The sequence below is a fragment of the Hahella sp. NBU794 genome, from assembly GCF_050749805.1.
Taxonomy (GTDB): domain Bacteria; phylum Pseudomonadota; class Gammaproteobacteria; order Pseudomonadales; family Oleiphilaceae; genus Hahella.
Map to the genome: position 1 here is coordinate 4,081,691 of NZ_CP192738.1, position 18,862 is coordinate 4,100,552.

At 55.4% G+C, this 18,862-nt stretch carries 20 protein-coding genes; 11 read left to right on the forward strand and 9 right to left on the reverse strand.

What is annotated here, in order from left to right:
* Positions 1-336: 336 nt before the first annotated feature.
* The 11 genes from ACQYWX_RS17855 (at position 337) to ACQYWX_RS17905 (ending at position 13,008) form a co-directional block, all read left to right on the forward strand.
* A complete protein-coding gene (locus ACQYWX_RS17855; protein WP_431685809.1) occupies positions 337-612 on the forward strand; it encodes a hypothetical protein in 276 nt (91 codons plus the stop codon).
* 688 nt (positions 613-1,300) lie between these two features.
* The gene (gene moeZ / locus ACQYWX_RS17860) at positions 1,301-2,479 is read left to right on the forward strand and encodes an adenylyltransferase/sulfurtransferase MoeZ (RefSeq protein WP_431685810.1); all 1,179 of its coding nucleotides are present in this window, start codon (positions 1,301-1,303) and stop codon (positions 2,477-2,479) included.
* Between the two features lie 18 nt (positions 2,480-2,497).
* Positions 2,498-3,016: a Mov34/MPN/PAD-1 family protein gene (locus ACQYWX_RS17865; protein WP_431685811.1), complete on the forward strand. Its 519-nt coding sequence runs from the start codon at positions 2,498-2,500 to the stop codon at positions 3,014-3,016.
* On the forward strand, positions 2,952-3,242 hold the full coding sequence (locus ACQYWX_RS17870) for a MoaD/ThiS family protein (protein ID WP_216739136.1): 291 nt from the start codon (positions 2,952-2,954) through the stop codon (positions 3,240-3,242). The genes ACQYWX_RS17865 and ACQYWX_RS17870 overlap by 65 nt, the downstream gene beginning before the upstream one ends.
* Before the next feature lie 5 nt (positions 3,243-3,247).
* Positions 3,248-5,164: a CoA transferase gene (locus tag ACQYWX_RS17875; protein WP_431685812.1), complete on the forward strand. Its 1,917-nt coding sequence runs from the start codon at positions 3,248-3,250 to the stop codon at positions 5,162-5,164.
* Entirely contained in the window at positions 5,161-6,810 is a 1,650-nt protein-coding gene (locus ACQYWX_RS17880; RefSeq protein WP_431685813.1) for a class I adenylate-forming enzyme family protein, read from the forward strand. Before ACQYWX_RS17875 ends, ACQYWX_RS17880 begins: the two co-directional genes overlap by 4 nt.
* Complete coding sequence (locus ACQYWX_RS17885; RefSeq protein ID WP_431685814.1) at positions 6,798-8,069, forward strand: acyl-CoA dehydrogenase family protein; 1,272 nt, start codon at positions 6,798-6,800, stop codon at positions 8,067-8,069. Before ACQYWX_RS17880 ends, ACQYWX_RS17885 begins: the two co-directional genes overlap by 13 nt.
* On the forward strand, positions 8,066-9,262 hold the full coding sequence (locus ACQYWX_RS17890) for a CynX/NimT family MFS transporter (RefSeq protein WP_431685815.1): 1,197 nt from the start codon (positions 8,066-8,068) through the stop codon (positions 9,260-9,262). Before ACQYWX_RS17885 ends, ACQYWX_RS17890 begins: the two co-directional genes overlap by 4 nt.
* Entirely contained in the window at positions 9,259-10,422 is a 1,164-nt protein-coding gene (locus ACQYWX_RS17895) for a hypothetical protein (protein ID WP_431685816.1), read from the forward strand. Before ACQYWX_RS17890 ends, ACQYWX_RS17895 begins: the two co-directional genes overlap by 4 nt.
* Before the next feature lie 138 nt (positions 10,423-10,560).
* Entirely contained in the window at positions 10,561-11,055 is a 495-nt protein-coding gene (locus ACQYWX_RS17900) for a copper uptake system-associated protein (protein ID WP_279502584.1), read from the forward strand.
* A gap of 39 nt (positions 11,056-11,094) precedes the next feature.
* Positions 11,095-13,008: a TonB-dependent receptor gene (locus ACQYWX_RS17905; protein WP_431685817.1), complete on the forward strand. Its 1,914-nt coding sequence runs from the start codon at positions 11,095-11,097 to the stop codon at positions 13,006-13,008.
* A gap of 62 nt (positions 13,009-13,070) precedes the next feature.
* On the opposite strand, the gene ACQYWX_RS17910 is transcribed toward ACQYWX_RS17905, so the two are convergent.
* The 9 genes from ACQYWX_RS17910 to ACQYWX_RS17950 form a co-directional block, all read right to left on the reverse strand.
* On the reverse strand, positions 13,071-13,544 hold the full coding sequence (locus ACQYWX_RS17910; protein ID WP_279502588.1) for a hypothetical protein: 474 nt from the start codon (positions 13,542-13,544) through the stop codon (positions 13,071-13,073).
* Between the two features lie 187 nt (positions 13,545-13,731).
* Complete coding sequence (locus ACQYWX_RS17915; protein WP_431685818.1) at positions 13,732-14,079, reverse strand: hypothetical protein; 348 nt, start codon at positions 14,077-14,079, stop codon at positions 13,732-13,734.
* A gap of 602 nt (positions 14,080-14,681) precedes the next feature.
* Positions 14,682-14,999: a hypothetical protein gene (locus ACQYWX_RS17920; RefSeq protein ID WP_431685819.1), complete on the reverse strand. Its 318-nt coding sequence runs from the start codon at positions 14,997-14,999 to the stop codon at positions 14,682-14,684.
* Between the two features lie 147 nt (positions 15,000-15,146).
* On the reverse strand, positions 15,147-15,518 hold the full coding sequence (locus ACQYWX_RS17925) for a hypothetical protein (protein ID WP_431685820.1): 372 nt from the start codon (positions 15,516-15,518) through the stop codon (positions 15,147-15,149).
* A 179-nt stretch (positions 15,519-15,697) separates the two neighbouring features.
* Positions 15,698-16,219, reverse strand: coding sequence for a hypothetical protein (locus ACQYWX_RS17930; protein ID WP_431685821.1), 522 nt, complete (start codon positions 16,217-16,219; stop codon positions 15,698-15,700).
* Positions 16,220-16,572: 353 nt separating this feature from the next.
* Complete coding sequence (locus ACQYWX_RS17935) at positions 16,573-16,995, reverse strand: SMI1/KNR4 family protein (RefSeq protein WP_431685822.1); 423 nt, start codon at positions 16,993-16,995, stop codon at positions 16,573-16,575.
* Positions 16,996-17,132: 137 nt separating this feature from the next.
* On the reverse strand, positions 17,133-17,519 hold the full coding sequence (locus tag ACQYWX_RS17940; RefSeq protein ID WP_431685823.1) for a hypothetical protein: 387 nt from the start codon (positions 17,517-17,519) through the stop codon (positions 17,133-17,135).
* Positions 17,520-17,796: 277 nt separating this feature from the next.
* Positions 17,797-18,336, reverse strand: a complete 540-nt coding sequence (locus ACQYWX_RS17945; protein WP_431685824.1) for a hypothetical protein — start codon at positions 18,334-18,336, stop codon at positions 17,797-17,799.
* 29 nt (positions 18,337-18,365) lie between these two features.
* The gene (locus ACQYWX_RS17950) at positions 18,366-18,731 is read right to left on the reverse strand and encodes a hypothetical protein (protein WP_431685825.1); all 366 of its coding nucleotides are present in this window, start codon (positions 18,729-18,731) and stop codon (positions 18,366-18,368) included.
* Between the last annotated feature and the right edge of the window lie 131 nt (positions 18,732-18,862).

The following is an 18,862-nucleotide window of genomic DNA, read 5'->3' on the forward strand; positions in this document are numbered from 1 at the left end:
AATCCTTTAAAAAAGCGCCTGAGCCAGCGCGCGGCTATTTAACCACAGAGCCGGTGCGCGGGGAATCAAGTACGGGAGATATATGAGATAAATTAATGGATTTGGCCGTACTAGCCATACAAAAAAGAGGCTTAACCGACATTTGCTTAGCACTTTCTTAGCGCACGTCCTGTAGCGCGCCCGCAAAATGCTAAAGGTAATGCTTTAGGACGCTCCCGCCATCATTAATCTGTCTGAAGAGCGTTGCAACCTCAGTGCTACCGCCTTTACACCCGTTCATGGTCTTTACTACAGCGCGTATAATACAAAAGAGAACTTTTGCTATAAGGTGTTGAGATGAGCAATCGCAAAAAAACAGGTCCAGACTCTGTCGACATGAAAGAGTTTGAAGACTACGTGCGCCGGCTCCGCGATAGGATAAAAGACGGCTTCGGTCCCCCCATGGAAAACGAACCTGATAGCCCGTTCGGCTCCCCAGACCTGCTATTCAAATCAGATTCAGAGCTTTTCCCGAGCGATATAACCGAATACCGACCGGAAGTAAAGAAGTTGCGGCTGGTGAAGACAAGCTCGCGCAGTAAGCAGGCTGACGACAATAAAGCCGAAGAATAGACACAATCACAGCTAATGAATAACGGGCGTTATCGCTCGTTTTCTTATTCTCCGGCGGCGTCGCCCAGGCGAAAATCATCCATCATCGCGCCAGATGCTAAACTTAACCCGCATCTATTATCATCAGCATGCGAATAGATCATCCTGCAGCAATTACCGCCACTTGCGCCTGCTCGGCCACTGCGGATAACACACGCATAACCTAATCCCCCCATATTCTGTCCATAAAACAACTAATTGGCCGGTATAAATTTCATTCAACAATCCCGTGGGTGCGACAAACTGCCGCATTGCCCCCTGCCCGTCCCTCCGCATATAAAAATAAGCGGTGTTGGACCTTACAAAAAACATTAGAAATTAACGGCATGGATCGCGCTTTAGCTGTTGTTCGTCACGCATCAATGTCGGCGACCGCTTTGAGGGAAATTCGTTTTCTCTCCGCCTTCCTTCCGTCGATGACGGTCCTCGCAGCCTTATCCGGCTGCATCCGGTGATATAACCAAACTAATAAATAGGGAGCCTCTGAAAAACGTTGGCGAGGCCGCCATTGCATGGAAAAAGTCGGCGAAAAAAGCGCAGTTTATCGTGAATAAATGAGCATTTTGAGCCGACTTTTGACGCCGTAATGGCGGCCGCAGGTAGTTTTTCAGAGGTTCCCTAGAAATCGCATCAATCGATAGAGGGACATATGTCGATGAAGCTCCCCCCCCTCGTAGAACCCGCTGCGGAGTTGTCCGCGGAGGAAATCGCCCGCTATAGCCGTCATCTGCTGCTGCCGGATGTCGGACTGGATGGGCAGAAACGCCTGAAGAACGCCAAAGTGCTGGCGGTTGGCGCCGGCGGTCTGGGCTCTCCGGTCTTACTCTATTTAGCCGCCGCCGGGGTCGGAACCCTGGGCATTGTAGAGTTTGATCTGGTTGACGAATCCAACCTGCAACGGCAAATCATCCACGGCGTGTCCGATATCGGACGTCCCAAAGGCGAAAGCGCCAGAGACGCTATTCACGAGATCAACCCGCACATCGCGGTGCGGCTGCATAGCGAGCGCCTGGACTCAGCCAACGCCCTTGAAATCATCGCCCAATACGATCTTATTGTGGATGGAACCGACAATTTCGCAACTCGCTATCTGGTCAATGACGCCTGCGTGCTGGCAGGAAAACCTTACGTCTGGGGTTCTATCTATCGCTTTGAAGGACAAGCGTCGGTCTTTTGGGAAAACGCTCCCGAAGGCGCAGGCCTGAATTATCGCGATCTTTATCCGGAACCGCCCCCGCCCCATCTGGCGCCCTCCTGCTCGGAAGGCGGAGTGTTGGGCGTCCTGTGCGCGTCCATCGGCTCCATCATGGCCACGGAAGCGATCAAGTTGATTACCGGATTAGGCGAATCCTTGTTGGGCAGATTGGCGGTATACGACGCACTGGAAATGAGCTTCCGTTTTATCAAACTGCGCCGCGACCCGCAAAGACGCGCCATCACCGAACTGGTGGATTATCAGGCCTTCTGCGGGCTGGCGACAGCCGTTCAAAACGAAAACAACAGCGTCCCCAGCATTGACGCTCATGAACTCAAGCGGTGGCGGGACAGCGCCAGAGACTTCCAACTGATCGATGTTCGCGACGCGTTGGAGCGGGACATCGTGCGCATTCCGGGATCGCAACATATTCCTGCCCACAGGCTGCTGGACCGCGACATGCTGGACTCTCTCAGCAGCAACGCGCCCATCGTGCTGCACTGCAAATCCGGCGTGCGTTCGCAACGGGCGTTGCAGTCTCTGCGCGAATGCGGTTTCGATAACGTCCATCATCTCGACGGCGGCATTCTCGCCTGGATTCGGGATGTCGACCCTTCATTGCCCAGCTACTGATCCGGGAGGAAACCCAACATGCTGACGATTCTTTCCGAACTCGTAGACGCCATGATCCAACAGGCGCAAACAGATCACCCCATGGAAACCTGCGGCGTTATCGCCGGCCGGGAGGGCGCGGAGCGTCCCATGCGCCTCATTCCCATGCGCAATGTAGCGGCGTCAGAGGATATATTCATGTTCGACGCCCGTGAACAACTGCAAGTCTGGCGAGAAATGGAGGCAAACGGCGAAGAGCCCGTAGTCATCTATCACTCACACACCCACTCGCGCGCCTATCCCAGCAAGGATGACATTCTTTGCGCCGCGGAGCCGCACGCCCATTACGTCATTATCCCCACCGATCCCGCGTACGGCGGCGGCATTCGCAGCTTCCGCATCGTCAACGGAGCCGTGGTGGAAGAAACCATACGCGTCGTCGAGCAATACGCTGGCGAAAAATCCTTACCCCTTGCTGAAAACAGGAGTTCTCATGTCAATCACCATCCATATTCCCACCGTTCTGCGTCCGCTGACCAACGATCAGAAGCGCATTGACGGCGACGGCGCGAATGTGCGGGAAGTGATCGAGAACATGGAGATACAGTTCCCAGGCGTCAAAGAGCGACTGATGGCGGACGGCAAGGTGCACCGCTTTTTGAATATTTACGTGAATGACGACGATATTCGCTTCGCCGAGAACCTGGACACATCCGTACAAGCTGGCGACGCCATCACCATCCTGCCGGCGGTGGCGGGCGGGTGCGGCGACAGGTTGAGATAACCGCCATGGCCGTGTTACTGGAAAACTGCTATCTCTGCGGATCGTTACGCGACCCAACGCCGGCCCTGGCGCCGCTGTATGCGTCGTTGCGATATCAGGCCAACGCTCTCGGCGTCGCCTGGGAGAATGTCGATACGGAATCTGGCGCCGCTTTCGCGTTGCACGTGGCTGAAAATGTATATGTCGACTGTGTATTGGAAGGCTGGTCGGACGCCGTGGAGCGTCCCATATCAGAAACGTTGGCTCAGGCGACGACAGGGTTGATGTCGGTACATGGACGCGCCAGCGGCGGCGCGCAGCCCTTGGGAGTGGATTATGTCTCCACCCTCACCGCCGCGCTTTCCCTGCAAGGCGCGATGGCCGCCGCGATTGGCCGTCTCCGGGGCGTATCGACGCGCACAACCACGACCAGCCTGACCTCCAGCGCCTTGCTCAGCGTCGCGCAATATCTGGCTGGAGCCACCGCCCCGGAAATGCCGGAGCGACTGCTGCCCGGCGCAGCCAGTGTGCAGGAACGCCCGCCCTTCACGTCCGCCGATGGCGTAGCGTTTGAACTGGAAACCCTGGACGCCGTCCCCTGGCGCGATTTCTGGACCCAGATCGGCGTCGACGCCGCCAGCGCCGGCAAAGGCTGGAACGGTTTCCTGCTGCGCTACGCCAAAGCCATCGCCCCGGTTCCCGCCACACTCTGTGAAGCGCTTGCAGTGCTGCCATTCGCACAGATCGAACGTCACGCCCAGCAAACCGGCGTCGCCATTTGCCGAGTGCGCTCGCTACAGGACCGCGCTCAGGACAAGGACGCAATGGCTATGTGGCGCGAAGGCCCCTGGCGTTTTCATTGTGATGGCGACATCGCCCAGGCCAGGCCGCTGAAGCCCTGCGATCCGTCCTCGCCCCTGCCTCTGGCCGGATTAACTGTGGTTGAGTCCTGCCGCCGCATTCAGGGTCCATTGGCGGGACGCTTACTGTCCCTGCTCGGCGCAGAGGTGATTCGCATCGAACCGCCCGGGGGCGACCCTTTGCGCGGTATGCCGCCTATGGCGGAAGACGTTTCCGCCCGTTTTGACGCCCTGAATCGAGACAAAAACGTACGAGAGATCGACATCAAATCCGCCGCCGGCAAGGCGGAAGTGATGGCGTTGATCCAGCAGGCGGATGTGTTTCTGCACAACTGGGCGCCCGGCAAAGCGGCGGAAATGGGACTGGATTATGACGACATGACACAGGTAAACCCCGACCTCGTTTACGCCTATGCGGGAGGCTGGGGAGAGAATGCGGAGCACGATCTGCCCGGCACCGATTTCATGGCTCAGGCATACTCCGGCGTCGCTGCAAAAATCGCCGCCGCTTCGGGACTGCCGGGCGGCGCATTGTTTACTGTGTTAGACGTATTAGGCGGCGCCGTCGCTGCTCAAGGCGTCACCGCCGCACTGCTGGCCCGCGGACTGGGTCGCGCCCGCTCCATCAGAGTGGATACCTCCCTGCTGGGCGCCGCCACCTTGTTGTGCGCAGACGAACTTGGCGCGCTGTTGCAACAGCCGGGGTATCAAAATCATGCCCTGGACGGTGAACCGCCCTCACCTGCATGGACTTCATTGAATGGCGTTTACGCCACCGCGCAGGGGCTGCTTGCTCTGGACTGTCTGGATGAACGCGCCTTTTCCAGGCTCGCCCACACCATCGTCGACGCCGCGTCTGAACTTCAGATAGACCTTAACGACGACACCCCGGATCGAGAGCATCTACAGCGCGCTCTTCTTCATCGCAAGGCCCAGGAGTGGGCGGCGTTGTTCGAAATGAGCGGCGTTCCCGCCGCCGTAGTAGTCGAAGATTTGACTGAGCTTAGCCGCGACCCGCGTCTGGCGCCCGCTCTCAACAAGGACATCTATGTTCGAGTGAATTCACCATGGAGGTTTCAATGAACCACTCAGGCATCATCGATCTGGTTCCAGCGGCGCTGCGCAAGCAGTGGGCGACGCAAGGACTGTACCCAAACCGCACCGTATTCCAGATGTTTCAGATGTATGCGGTACAGTCCCCGGCCAAAACCGCGGTGCTCTCGCCAGATTCCAGCATGACTTACGGCGACCTGCTGGATAAGGCGCTGCGGTTGGCGACGGCCTTTCAGGAGATGGGCATCGTCGCCGGCGACGTGATCGCCTATCAATTGCCCAACAGTTGGCGTTGCTGCGCCGTCGATCTCGCCGCCGCCGCCATTGGCGCGGTGGTGGCTCCGTTTCCACCGGGTCGCGGACGTCTGGACATCCAGTCATTACTGAAGCGCTGCGACGCCCGCGCCATCGTGGCGACGCCGGAATACGGCGGTGTGGACATGTGCGAGCTGATTGAGTCATTGCGCCCCACCACTCTGTCATTGCGCTGGCTGATTGCGGACAGCGATCAGGCGCCGGAAGGCTGGACCAGCCTGGAACAGTGTTTTCAAGCGGAGCCGATAGCACTGCAGCGCCTGCCTCATGTTGACCCGGACTCGCCAGTGCGCCTGCTGGTGTCTTCCGGCACCGAGTCCGAGCCCAAACTGGTGGCTTACTCTCATAATGCGCTGCTGGGTGGGCGCGGACGTTTTCTACAACGTTTACACCCCGATGGCGCGAGCTTTCGCGGCATGTATCTGGTGCCTCTGGGATCATCCTTCGGCTCCACCGCCACCTTTGGCGTGCTGTCCTGGCTGGGGGGCTCCCTGGCGGTGCTGCCGCGATTCGATGCGGAAGACGCCATTCGCGCCATCGAATCCCTGCGCCCCACCCACCTGCTCGGCGTGCCCACCATGATTCAGCGCATGGCCGCCGAGCCTCTCTTGGCGGACATCGACAAATCCAGCCTGGTCGCCATCGTCAGCGGCGGCTCGGTTATTGACCCCGCCAGCATCCAACGATGCGTGGACGCCTTTGGCTGCGGCTTTATCAGTCTGTACGGCTCAGCGGATGGGGTGAACTGTCATAACACGCTGGATGAAGCGCTGGACGTGGTGTTCCGCAGCGTTGGCCGCCCCAACCCGGATGTTTGTGAGATTCGCATCGTCGACGACGCGGGCAAGGAAGTCCGGCGCGGCGAAGTCGGCGAAATTCTCGCCCGGGGCCCGATCAGCCCCATGCAATACGTCAACGCTCCAGAGCTGGACGCCCGTTATCGCGATCCTGAAGGCTGGGTGTACACCGGCGATCTGGGTTTGCTGGATCAGGACGGCTATTTGCGCCTTTCCGGCCGCAAGAAAGACGTTATCGTGCGCGGCGGCGCCAACATCAGCACGGTGCAGATCGAGAATCTGGTCACTTGTTTTCCAGATGTGATCAGCGCCGCCTGCGTGCCGGTTCCAGACCCGGACCTGGGGCAGCGCGTATGCCTGTGTCTAAGCATGCGCAGCGGCGCGGAGCGTCCCTCTCTGGCGGAAATCGCCAGCTTTCTGCGCGATCAGGGGCTGGAAGTGAACAAACTGCCGGAGTACCTGCGCTTCATCCGTCATTTTCCACTCACGCCGGCGGGCAAAGTTGACAAGAAGCGGCTCACCGCTGAAGTCGCCTTTCTGGAGCGCAGTGCATGCGCAGTCTAGACAAAGGAAAGGTCGCAAATATGCCCATGGATAACAGCGGCTCCAGCGTCGCCAACAAGACATCCAGCGAGCTGGCGCAGCGCATACACGCCTTCGTCAATGAGCGGGTGATGCCCAACGAGCCCTTGCTCGCCAAAGACGACGACGCGGCGCTGACGCTGCAGTCCGCCTTGGCCGCCGAGGCCCGCGCTCAGGGACTGTGGGGTCTGTACTATCCCGCCACCCTGGGAGGCGAAGTCGCCACGTTAAGCGACTATCTGCCCTTGGCTGAACAGGAGGGACGCTCCGAGTTCGGCCCTGAAATCTTCGGCGGACGCGCCGCTCTGGATGTGCGCATGCTGTCTCTGTATGGTAGCGAGACCATCGCAGGACGCTTCCTGCAACCGCTGGCGGCGGGAAAGGCCGTGTCCGCCTATGGCATGTCGGAACCGGACAGTATCGGCTCCATTCCCGCCACCATCCAGCTGCGGGCGCAGCGCGAGGGAGACGGCTGGCGCCTTGACGGCCGCAAGTGGTTTATCTCCCGCGCCCGTCGTGCGGATTTTATCACCGTGGTGGCGCGCACCCAGGCGGAGGCGCCGCCGCAACACGCCCTGTCCATGCTGGTGGTTCCCACCGACGCGCCCGGATTCAGCATCCTGCAGGATCTGGATATCCTGGGCCGCCGTAATGGCCAGCATGAGCTGCTGTTCGACAATGTCTGCATTCCTCAAGACTATCTATTGGGCAAGCTGCACGGGGGCATGGCGTTGATGAAACAGCGGCTATGCCTGGGACGCACCATCAACTCCGCCCACTGGGTAGGACTGGCGCAACGCTGCCTGGACCTGCTTGGCGAGCGCGTGTGCAGCGAACGCGGTCAGTTGGCGCGACTGCCGGACAAACAACTGATCCGCCGTCTGGCGTTCCTTAGCCAACAAAGCATCGTCAGCGCGCGGGCGCAGTTACAACTGGCCGCCGCCAAGCTGGATGCGGGCGAGGATAGCGATATTGAAGTGAATATGGCGAAGATCGCCGCCTCTCACGCGCTCAATCAAGCCGCCGACAGCGCCATTCAGGTCTTCGGCGCCGAGGGACTGTGCGACGCGACGCCGCTCTCCAATATTTTTCGCTACGCTCGCGCCACGCGCATTCTGGACGGCGCTGATGAAGTACTGATCAATACCGTGGGGCGGCGGATTCTGGAGGGTTATCTTCCCCGGGAAGAACAAAACAGCTCACCTGTCGCCCAGGCGGAGCGGGAGACGGCTCAAGTATGAACGCCATCGCGCCGCCGCTGCGACAATCGCCTTTGCGCGCCATCAGCCTGCATGTCGTGCTGCTGTTATCCATGACCTTGCCGATGCTGATCCTGTACACCATCGGCGCGCTGGGGCCCTTGTTGATCGCCGATCTGGGCATTGAACCCGGCTGGCTCGGTTACGTCACCATGAGCGCTTTCGGCGTGGCGGCGGTGCTGTCCCTCGCCGCAGGCCCGCTGGTTGAGCGGCTGGGATCGCGACGCGGCCTGTGGATGCTGTTTCTCAGCGTGGCGCTGGCCTATGGCCTGATGATCACTCTCCCCGGTTTTGCGGGAATTATCGCCGCTGTGGCGGTGTGCGGCGTGGCGCAGGCGTTGTCGAACCCGGTCACGAACCTGTTGATCGCACAACGGATTCCCCCTGCGCGCAAGGCGTTCGCCGTGGGACTGAAACAATCCGGCGTACAGCTTGGCGCTCTGATTGCCGGCGGATTGCTGCCGCTGATCGCGGTTCCGTTCGGGTGGCGCGCCGCCATGGCGACAGTCATCCCAGCCGCGCTGTTATTGGCCTGTTTTGCTCCGTCCCTGGCTCCACCGCCATCGTCCGAAGGTCCGCGCCGCTCCTGGCTGCCCGCGCGCCCAGGCAAACTGCTGCTCAACCTGATGGCGGTGCAAGGCTGCGCTGGCGTCACCCTGTCCGCCTTCGTAACCTTTTTGCCGGTCTTCGCCACCCAGCAAGGCGTCAGTCAGCATGACGCCGGTTTGATGGTGGCCGTCTTCGGCGTCATGGGCTTTACCTCGCGCCTCACACTGACGTCCCTTTCCAGCAAACTCAAGGATGAATCCTGGCTGCTGCTGGGATTAATGGCGCTCACCGCGCTGGCGCTTTGGGTCACCCAACGGGCATCGCCGGAAAGCCACTGGCCTTTGTGGGTCGGCGTGCTGATAGTAGGTCTCACCGCCGTGGCCACCAATGCGGTGGCGATGGGCATGCTGCTGAGGGACAGCGTTTTCGGCGCGCCGGCGACGGCGTCCGGCTTACTGTCCGCGGCATTTTTTGGCGGCTTCGCAATGGGCGCGCCCCTCTTTGGCGCACTCTCCGGTTCCGCGTCAGGTTTCAGCGGCGCCTGGAGCGCGCTCGCTGTAGTTTCCCTGCTGGGGGCCGCTGCCGCCTTGAGCCTGGCTCTGTTACGACGCAGGAGCGCGTCATGAATAACCTGCGTGTACCGCCCTGGGACGCCGCAGCGCTGTCGCCATGGGAAATCAGTCAGGCTATGACGCTGCTGTTACGCCGCCTCGACACCATAGAAGCTCATTGCGACGGAAGCTTTCCCCTGTTCTCCCGCGACGGCCAACACTGGAAAACCTCCGCTGGAGGTTCCTGGATGGGAGGTTTTTGGGCGGGCTGCTGGGGGTTGCGGGCGTTGATTTCCAAGTCCACGGCAGATCGCGATAAAGCGCTCGCCCTCTGCGCCGCGCTGACGGACAAACTGCACATCGACACGCTCAATCGCAGCATGATCTTCTGGTATGGCCCCGCGCTTTGCGGCCGTTGGCTCGTAGATAATTCAGCTCTGGATCTGGCCGATCAGGCCGCCGCCGCCATCGCCTCCGGTTTTGACCATCGCCTCGGATATCTCCCTCTGGGTTGCGCCATGGGCGGCGGCGCGGACGGGGGCCAACGTCTGTCTGTAGACTCGCTGGCGGCCACGGTGCAACTCCTCGGCGGCGTCAGCCATGCGTCTCATCAGGACGCCGCCCGCGCGCACACGGACGCCCTGATCGCCGCCTGCTTCACCGCTAATGGCGCATGCAGTGCGGAAGCCTGGTCGACCCAACAGCAAAACTCACAACAGGTTATTTTACAGGCGCTGGACCGCCCCGGCGGCTGGTCCCGTGGCCAGGCCTGGGCGATGCTGGGGCTGTGCCATGCGGCCAGACGCTGGGGCTCGCCCTATCTCGATTACGCCAGAGCCGCCTGCGTGTACTGGCGTCGCTCTCGTCGCACGCCCTATCCCGCCGACAGACCGGAACGCAGTGACAGTTTGTCCGACCCGTCCGCCACGCTGATCGCCGCTATCGCCATGCTGTCGCTCTCTGAGTTACTGGACGACGGCGACAGTTGGCGCGCCTATGCGGCGCAGCAAATCGCCGCGCTCGTACGCAGCTCATACTTCGTTCGTCGCGATGGCGCCGCGCACGCCGGGGCTTTCATCGGCGCCTGTTACCGCACCAGCGCCGGCGGTTGCGAACTGGTGGAGTCGCCCTGGAGCAGCTTTTTCCTGCTGGAAGCATTGTGCATGCTCGCCGGCCTGATTGATGGAGAAGAACAAGGAACTCAGTCTCACTCGATGAACCCAGCAGATGACTAGCCACGTTCTCTTTGTCTGCAACGACAGAGCCGGCCCATGTCTGGCCCTGTCTTTTCGCGGCTTAACTCCGCGCAGGCGCGTCCACGCGTCTGATTATTTACTTGTATAAAACACCGCCAAACTCTTCTGAGGAATAACATGAAAAATCGTCATAACAACAGGATGTCTTCACCGCCTCTCCCTTTCCGCAGCCTGCTGGCCGCCCTCACGTTAAGTTCAGCGCTGGTGGCGCCCGCGTTCGCCAACGACGGCCTGACCCAAGAACAGCAGCAAGTGGTCAAGCTGATCTCCGCCACCTACGACCAGCCCCACCACAAGGTGGAGACGGCGCCGGTCATCGTGGTGAACGACTACGCCATCGCCGACTGGATTCAGGGCGAACGAGGCGGACGCGCGCTGTTGCGCCGGGATGGCGACAAGTGGATGGTGCTGGCCTGCGGCGGCGACGAGTTCAAGAAAGTCGACCTGCTGCACAAAGCCGGCATCCCTCAGGACACCGCCTCCCAGCTCATTTCCGAACTGACTGAAGCGGAACAGTCCATCGCGCCGCAAAAGCTGGCGCAGTTCGGGCTGTTTGGCACGCCGAATGATCCAGGCATGTCCGCGCATCATCAAAATCATCCACAAAACTGATCCTTTCAGGCCGATTAAGCAGTCAATCAAGTCAGTATTATGAAATTTTCACCCAAGAAACTTACCGTGGCGGTCGCTCTGACCGCTGCGGGCGGCGCACATGCGCAAACCACCGTTCTGGAGCCGATGATAGTGACCGCCAAGCCGGTCATTGAAGAAGTGGAAGTGGATATGTTCTCCAGCACATCCGCCGTGGTCACAGAGGAACAGATTCGCGATCAAAACGCGGTGGATCTCACCGCCGCCCTGCGCCGGACGCCCGGCGTACAGATTTCCCGTTACAACCCGGTCGGCGCTTTTGGCGGCGATCAGGGCGGTGCGGTGTTTATCCGCGGCATGGGCGTCACCCGTCCCGGCAGTGAGATAAAGACCTACATCGACGGCCTGCCACTCTACATGGGCTTATGGGGACACCCACTGTTGGATCTGCTGCCCGTCAACGCCATGCAATCCATGACCGTGTATAAAAGCCCGCAACCGCAGATCAACGGCAATAACTTCGCCTCCATTGATCTCCACACCAAACGGGCGACTGAAGACGGAACTCACGGCGCCGCGCGCATCTCCGCCGGCTCCTACCATACCCTGGTGCAGCAGGCGGAACTGACCAGCCGCAATGGCGATCTGGATTTTACTCTCGCGCAAGGTTACGCCACTTCCGACGGCCATCGGGACAACGCCGACGGTGAATTGAAAAATATCTTCGGGAGGGTTGGCGCGCAGTTAAATGAACACTGGGCGGCCTCTTTCAGCGGACTCTATGTGGACAACGAAAGCACGGATCCAGGCAAAGAAGGAGACCCAAAGCCGGATGTCGCGCCGGAGTACAACACCCAGGCCTTCATGCTGGCGACCACATTGTCCCATGAACATGGCGACTGGACCGGCGAGTTCAGCCTGCACCACAGCTCCGGCGAGGGTAACTGGTATCACCAGAGCGCCGGCGATGGCGATACGCTTTCCGACTTCACCATGAGCGGCCTGCGCTGGCGCGAGCAGTTCTCCCCCTGGATGGATGGAACCCTGGTCGCCGGTCTGGATTACGATCGCGTGTCCGGCGAAGCGCACTTTAATCGTGATGATCCCGCAAGGCGCGCTTACCTGGACGCGCCGACGTTCAAGTTGTGGTCGCCCTATGTCGGTCTCAGTCACTTGTTGATGCTTAACGACGACTGGATGCTATCGCCGTCCATCGGCGTGCGTTATTACGATCACAGTGAGTTTGACGCCCAGGCCGCGCCTTACGCCGGTCTGTCGCTGATGTCAGACGCCCTGACCTTGTTCGTCAACGCCTCCCAAGGCGTCAACTACCCCGGGCTGGAAGCGCCAACCCTGGCGACGGCGATACCGCCCCTGGCCGACAGTTGGAAGCAGTTGGAGGCGGAGGAGCTGAATCACCTGGAAGTCGGCGCCAAGTTCGCGTTAACGACCACCACCCAGATCGACCTCAGCGTGTTCAAGGACAAGGTGAAAAACCGCTACGTCTTCGCTTTTCCTCCGCAAGTCTCCAGCCCACAGTTCATTAACTTCGGCGACTACAGCATGCGTGGCGTTGAACTGTCGGTCAGTCAGGCGTTGCCAGCGGGATGGTCCCTGTTTGGCGGGCTGACGCTGCTCGATCCGGATATCGACAACCTTCCCTACACACCAGAACGAGCGGTTACCGCAGGTCTGAACGGCCAGATTGGCCCCTTCCGCCTCGCCCTGGACGCCCAGCATCAGTCGGAAGTCTGGGCGCTAACGCGCAAGCGGGCGTCAGGCGACGTTAATGGGGAAAAAGTCAGTGGTTTCACCGTGGCCAATATGCGCCTTTCCTATCCTCTGACGCCATTGGGTCAGGATGGTGAAGTCTTTGTCGCCGTGGAGAATCTATTCGACCGTGAATACGCCTATCGCCCAGGCTATCCCATGCCGGGCCGCTGGGCGCAAATCGGATTGTCCGCGAGCTTTTAGAATGGGAAACAGGGACAGGGATGTCCCGCAAGGTGAATACAGACAAATACCGAAATACGCTTTTACTCTTGCGCCGCCTGCGTGCAGGCGGCTTCCGACTTGGCGAAAACGATATACTGGTATCGCAACCCGGAATAGGAAGCGTCCTCGCAATCGCTATACCCCTGTTTTTTCAAGTACGCAGACAAGGGGAAGTAAATCAGCACCGGCAGCAGAAAAATCGCCACCACTCCTCCAAACAGGACAGGCTGCAGTATTTTGAAAATGCGGTTTTCGGTGTTTTTCCGTAAAGGCTTTTTTAGTCTCGCCAACAGCTCCAGCAGTCCCATTACACACAAAGAAAGCAGGCCCAGGCCAATCCCCAGCATGCCGTATAACGCCGGCTCAAGATACAGACTGGGCGGGAGCGCCATCACCTGACTAATCGTTGACGCCACCGCAAAGCCAAACCACACCAAAGCCCCCAAAGAAAGCGAAGTGAGTACGATCAAAATAGCGACTTGCTTTGCAACAGGCGGAAGGTCTTTTTGAGACAAAACAGAGTTCCTTGTGAGTTTCGGATTGATGTGAGCGCGCAGGTTACCAAGTGGGTATCTAATCAGACTGTGGGGTAAAAAACGAGATGCTGGACAGGGTCGGTGTTGATACTTTGGTTGAATCCAGCCCTGTGTGCTTAATGCGAAAGGAAGTGGCGCGTCTCAAGCATCCGCCTTGTGTAACTTGTTAAATGATCAGCGGTCCAGTTTCATGTTCGTATATAAACGAGGCACTCGAGACACTGCGAATTTTTTTCTTGTCCTGGCCAAATCCATGATGATTCGAGTAGAAGTGTAAATGACCATCTAGAGCCTGCTTTCTCTTTTCCTCAAATTCTGCTTTCGAATGCAACGGGTAATAGTGGTCTCGATATCTGACATACTTTCCTGGAGAACCTTCAAGGGAGAAGACAACACGTTGGATGGAGTCTTGAATACCGAAAAGTTCTTCTCCATTGCGGCTTCTTCCGGTGACAACCCAGAGAATCTCTGAGTAGTGCACTCTTTCTCTAGTGTCGCCTTTCAGATCACCCATGACCATATCTCCCTTCATTTAACACAGTGGTTTGGGCTGGACTCCGCAACAGGCCGTTGCAGCCAATTATTAAGTGCTGACTAAGACTGTGCATGACCACACCTATGACAACACATACCTTTTAAACCACGCCAAACTCGATTGGCGCCGCAACGCTGACATTTTAGTTCTTTGGCCAATACTGCGTTACAAGACAGACACTGATTCTTCCGTCGTGTACCTTTATCAATTTTTTCGAGCTTAGCGGTACAAACAGGGCAACGCTTTGGATCTTTATGCAAAGCCAACTTGGCTGTTTTTGATTTGTGCTTAGGAATCTCGTTTACTTCAAGATTCTCAAATTCTCTATTATCCATCATATCCTCAAAAGCACTTAACACCGCCAACAGCGGCCGAGCGCAGCGAGATCCAGCGCACGTAGTGCTGTGCGATGCTGCTTAGCCTTGTTAACGGTCTTGTATTTGTTGGTTATAGAATTCACATCGTTCCTCTAGACCTATAGATTTGCAGCCTCTTTCTAGAAATGGAAGGCCATAGCTTCATATCGGTTAAATTTAATACCTGGACAGTCTGCGCTGCAGAGCGTCAGGTTGATACCTTTGTTATGTACAGAACTTATGCGCTCCGCCTGAGAATGATTCAAACTCCAATCTACCGTCAGTCTTTACTGAAACATGGTACTGCATACCATAATGGTTCAAAATACCAAAAAAACCAATTCCCGCCCCGAACCAACATTGGATTTCCATATCAAACCTCTCATGAGATACAGAGTACTCATATATATCAACCTCATCATCTGACGCAGAGTCTAGCTGTTCGGCACTTGTGCATTGAGAGTACACTTCAATTAAAGTCTCAACCATTTTATCGATAGGAGCTTTCTTGTAATCATTGGTCCAACTTTCGTCAAGAAACAATCTTTCCTCCGACGATAGACCTTTCCACCAACTCCTGATATCTGCATGCATATGATTTTTATAATACTGCAATTTTACTATACCCCTGATAACACGGAATACCCGCATGTAGCGACGAAGAAGCCGAGTTGACGCGCTTGTTATACTCTATTTGCACTCTGATGCCCCGTCGACTGAAGCTACAACCTGACCATTGGAATCCAGGTAGCTTAACTTACCATGATTGTAGATCGCGTTTAGAGACGTGCTAAACATGTGAGTTTCATAGACACTACTTGGCAACTCAGTACCATCAAAATAATAAATAACACCATTATCACTGATAGCAAAACAATAATGACTCCAATGTTCACGTCCTTCACCATTAGCAGGAATACGCAAAAGTTCAGAATCATTGTAATGATAAAAAATGGCTATATCTGTCGACGTTTCATTTCGTAAATTTACCTTATAAACAGGAGGGCAACCTGCTAACAATCCGCAAGCAGTAAGTATTAACAGAAGACTAATTTTATTCATGAGCATATCGCCCGCATTAGATGGAAACCGTAGTGAAGCCATATTTGAAGCAAATCTGCCTTTGGCTTTATGTTCAAATATTCAGTTTTCATGAAAGCGTTCAATAATCAAATATGCGCATAACGCAAAGCATTGGAGCGACTGAAGCGTAGCGTATCCCGGCCACGATAATGGCGACATTAGCGCCTTATTAAGCAAGGATCTGGCACATTACTTTTTATCACTTCATTTGGTATTACAAGACGTAAATCAATACGCACCAGCTCACCAGCAGATCTATTTTTCAGAACCGGAGCTTTATCATAGGATTGACTTTGTGGAAAAACTACCAGAGATAAATATGGGTGTTCCCTGATTGTGGAATACATAAGCACTTCCCCCATGTCTGTACTTTTCAATTGATTGGGGCCTTCTAGAATATTGCCTACAGCATGGTAGATAACCCTTATGCTAGATCCATCTTCGTCACTTTTAAATTCGTACAGATCAGTAGGATGGTCTAGCTCCACCCCAACCCTTTTAAGTTGCTCCTGCAACTCTTCAGGAAGAACAACCTTCCAGTAATGCTTCCAGTTAAAGCACCACTCACAATCACAACCGTAAGCTGGCACACCCTTTTGATTCTGAATTTCCTGGGTTGCCTCTAGGTGTGTAGCCAATTTCCATTTAGCAATTGGAATTGTGGGACGTCGCATTTTCATAATCGCCTACCGCTAAGCTGTTGGGGTAACCGGAGCAACGTGCAAGTTGTCCCAGCCGCGAAAGTGGCGACAACGGCGCCTTATCAGGCGATATCTTGCTAGTCTCGTGGTGTGTCCCATAAATCTTAAAACCCATTGTAACGATCTGTAACGCCCTTATCTTCGTGTAGTGTCACACTTAATATCACCATCTGTTTCAACTATTTGACGAGTAATTACTCCATCAATCATTTCCAAGTTGTTAAAGCCGTCCGAGCCTTAACCTTACCAAATACATTTTCAGTACCGCGAACGCATTTCTTTCACCTAGCGCTTCAAACACCAACTTTGCCAAGTCCGCGTGCTTTGACTTGTTAACCGTTGCTTGGAGCCAAACCATTTAATAACCATTCTTCTAATGAAGACGCCAATTGATAAATCTCACTATCGGCCTCCCACTCCACAATTATTCGGCCATCGGGATCTATTGCAATAGGACTTCCTGAGCCGTCCCATCCGATAATAAAACAATTACCAATAGTCCAGCCGTTTTCAGTAGCACACTCTTCATCGAATTTAATATGGGTTGAATGCAACTCGTCGATTCGATCTACCCACTCAGAGCCAATGACGCCACCACCGCAGTTTAAAAGAAACCATTTATAGTCTTCAGGTATCTCTCGACATGCAACCTCGAATTCTTCGATTTGCGATTTACTCGCGGCAGGATAAGTAATATCTGGCTCTCTTGCCGCCCAGAGATCAAGGATTATTTTCTTCGATTCTTCGCTGATCATATTTTTACGGTTAACGCCCTTGTTCAGCTAATTTTTTGGAGTGGAGCATTTTTGGTTAAAACTGCAAAGCAGTTCCAAAGTCCGTAACGGAACAAATTTCGTCTGAAAAATATTATTAAGCGCAGCCAGACTTTGATTTAATCAAATACATTTTCCAATTCGTTACATAAAATCCTACCTGATCTGACATCGGCCTTATAATTACTTCCGTTATACAGCACCTCTATCCATGAATTTCTATATCCCCCTCCAATTGTCCACCACTCTATTATCTCTGTCTCAAACTTTTCATGAGCAACCGTATGCCCATATATATCTACGCAACCATAATCATATATCGCAAACTCCTCACAATTTAAACCGTCGAGCTTTGGACAGGCTTCTAGAAAATAGACTTCCTTTATCGTATTTAACATTTCTTTCACGATATCAATAGATACTTCCGGACTCCACAGAAGATCAATCTCATCCTTATCTTTGGGGCTCAATTGCTCCCACCAGGCACATATTCTTTCATCACTCATGTCATACATATTTTGTCTTTATATGGGGAATCGAGTTCTATTTAAGTACCTGAGAGGTACATAACATTTGCATATCGCACATGCACGTTCTTCGATTACTAAGCTTCGGAGATATCCCCTTCAGCCCACCGATTCCAGTGTAAAAATCACAAAAAGTCAAACTATCTGATTTACGAAAAACCGTGCGTGCATATATACATTTTCTCTGGGGGGCCGCTATCACCACAGGCCAGATCCCAAGTTATTGAATCGCATAATTTTTCAGGAAAACATCACTCTAATCTTCCCAATAAAACAACGCGTCGTACAACTTACAAGCGCCTTCATTCAACACCGTAGGAACCTTGATCTGGCGAGGCAGCGTCTTATTCAGATCAGATTTATACAAGCGCAACAGCCCAAAGCCTTCCAATATGGGTTGAATTGTCTGAGCCAGCTGTATGACATTCGGCGTGCGAAGCTGATCCAGGCCATTAAAAGAGGGTAGCGAACGAAAACCGGAGGTGGGAACGGGGGTTTCCATCAATACAAAATAAGGCGACAAACGGCTGAACAGGACTTCCAGCCCCATTTGTTCAGGGGCGTCTTGTCCCTGCGCCGCCTTACCCTGGTAAAAACAGACGTCGACAAATGACGCGTAGCCGGAGCCGTAGTGTTTCCATTCGGCATGAAACTGGGCCATCGTCAATTGCGAAACCCTTGCGCAGACGTACTTATAGAAACTATCGACAGCTCGCTCGTCTCCGTCGCACCAGGGCGGCGCGTCTGAAATCGGCTGCTGATTGAGTAACCGGGTAATGTGCTCGTCGGTGAACAAAGAATCCTCCCTGGCGACTACGAATTACCTTAACAAGCCAGCGCGCCGATGGTTATGGCGTCGCCGGAGAACAGTTGAAAGTTCATGTTCTGACCGGGACACACTTGCTCGCCGGAGTGGCGGTGAATATGAATATCGACGATAGCTTCGCCGTGCACGGAGTTTTTGTCCAGATAATAAAAGTACTTGGACTCCCCTTCTGGCAGCGGAATATTGTCATCGCCGTCATAGGGCCGAATGCTGGCGCTGAAAGCGTTGGCGTAATGCGTCAAGGCCTCGCCCAAGGTGGCGGCGGGGGTTTCAAATGGAGCGTTCTCAACCAGGACGTATTTATCCTGAACGGGACATTTTTCAAAACGATATCTGGGACTTGCCGGACCAATAATTCTGACCATGAATACTTCTGTCTGATTATGAGGAATTGGCGTCGCCACGGGGCTTGGCCGGGTTGCCGAGGCTACTGGATACACCCTAATGCGACAGTCCGCCACGAAACCCGGAGCTGGTTAGCGTTAACGGCCGTATT

What these genes read in the sequence shown, in the direction of transcription:
- ACQYWX_RS17895 (WP_431685816.1), top strand. Translation starts at nt 9,259, where the DNA reads ATGAATAACCTGCGTGTACCGCCCTGGGACGCCGCAGCGCTGTCGCCA.
- ACQYWX_RS17900 (WP_279502584.1), top strand. Translation starts at nt 10,561, where the DNA reads ATGAAAAATCGTCATAACAACAGGATGTCTTCACCGCCTCTCCCTTTC.
- moeZ (WP_431685810.1), top strand. Translation starts at nt 1,301, where the DNA reads ATGTCGATGAAGCTCCCCCCCCTCGTAGAACCCGCTGCGGAGTTGTCC.
- ACQYWX_RS17940 (WP_431685823.1), bottom strand. Translation starts at nt 17,519, where the DNA reads ATGAGTGATGAAAGAATATGTGCCTGGTGGGAGCAATTGAGCCCCAAA.
- ACQYWX_RS17915 (WP_431685818.1), bottom strand. Translation starts at nt 14,079, where the DNA reads ATGGGTGATCTGAAAGGCGACACTAGAGAAAGAGTGCACTACTCAGAG.
- ACQYWX_RS17890 (WP_431685815.1), top strand. Translation starts at nt 8,066, where the DNA reads ATGAACGCCATCGCGCCGCCGCTGCGACAATCGCCTTTGCGCGCCATC.
- ACQYWX_RS17865 (WP_431685811.1), top strand. Translation starts at nt 2,498, where the DNA reads ATGCTGACGATTCTTTCCGAACTCGTAGACGCCATGATCCAACAGGCG.
- ACQYWX_RS17880 (WP_431685813.1), top strand. Translation starts at nt 5,161, where the DNA reads ATGAACCACTCAGGCATCATCGATCTGGTTCCAGCGGCGCTGCGCAAG.
- ACQYWX_RS17905 (WP_431685817.1), top strand. Translation starts at nt 11,095, where the DNA reads ATGAAATTTTCACCCAAGAAACTTACCGTGGCGGTCGCTCTGACCGCT.
- ACQYWX_RS17875 (WP_431685812.1), top strand. Translation starts at nt 3,248, where the DNA reads ATGGCCGTGTTACTGGAAAACTGCTATCTCTGCGGATCGTTACGCGAC.
- ACQYWX_RS17950 (WP_431685825.1), bottom strand. Translation starts at nt 18,731, where the DNA reads ATGGTCAGAATTATTGGTCCGGCAAGTCCCAGATATCGTTTTGAAAAA.
- ACQYWX_RS17870 (WP_216739136.1), top strand. Translation starts at nt 2,952, where the DNA reads ATGTCAATCACCATCCATATTCCCACCGTTCTGCGTCCGCTGACCAAC.
- ACQYWX_RS17930 (WP_431685821.1), bottom strand. Translation starts at nt 16,219, where the DNA reads ATGAAAATGCGACGTCCCACAATTCCAATTGCTAAATGGAAATTGGCT.
- ACQYWX_RS17885 (WP_431685814.1), top strand. Translation starts at nt 6,798, where the DNA reads ATGCGCAGTCTAGACAAAGGAAAGGTCGCAAATATGCCCATGGATAAC.
- ACQYWX_RS17925 (WP_431685820.1), bottom strand. Translation starts at nt 15,518, where the DNA reads ATGAATAAAATTAGTCTTCTGTTAATACTTACTGCTTGCGGATTGTTA.
- ACQYWX_RS17935 (WP_431685822.1), bottom strand. Translation starts at nt 16,995, where the DNA reads ATGATCAGCGAAGAATCGAAGAAAATAATCCTTGATCTCTGGGCGGCA.
- ACQYWX_RS17855 (WP_431685809.1), top strand. Translation starts at nt 337, where the DNA reads ATGAGCAATCGCAAAAAAACAGGTCCAGACTCTGTCGACATGAAAGAG.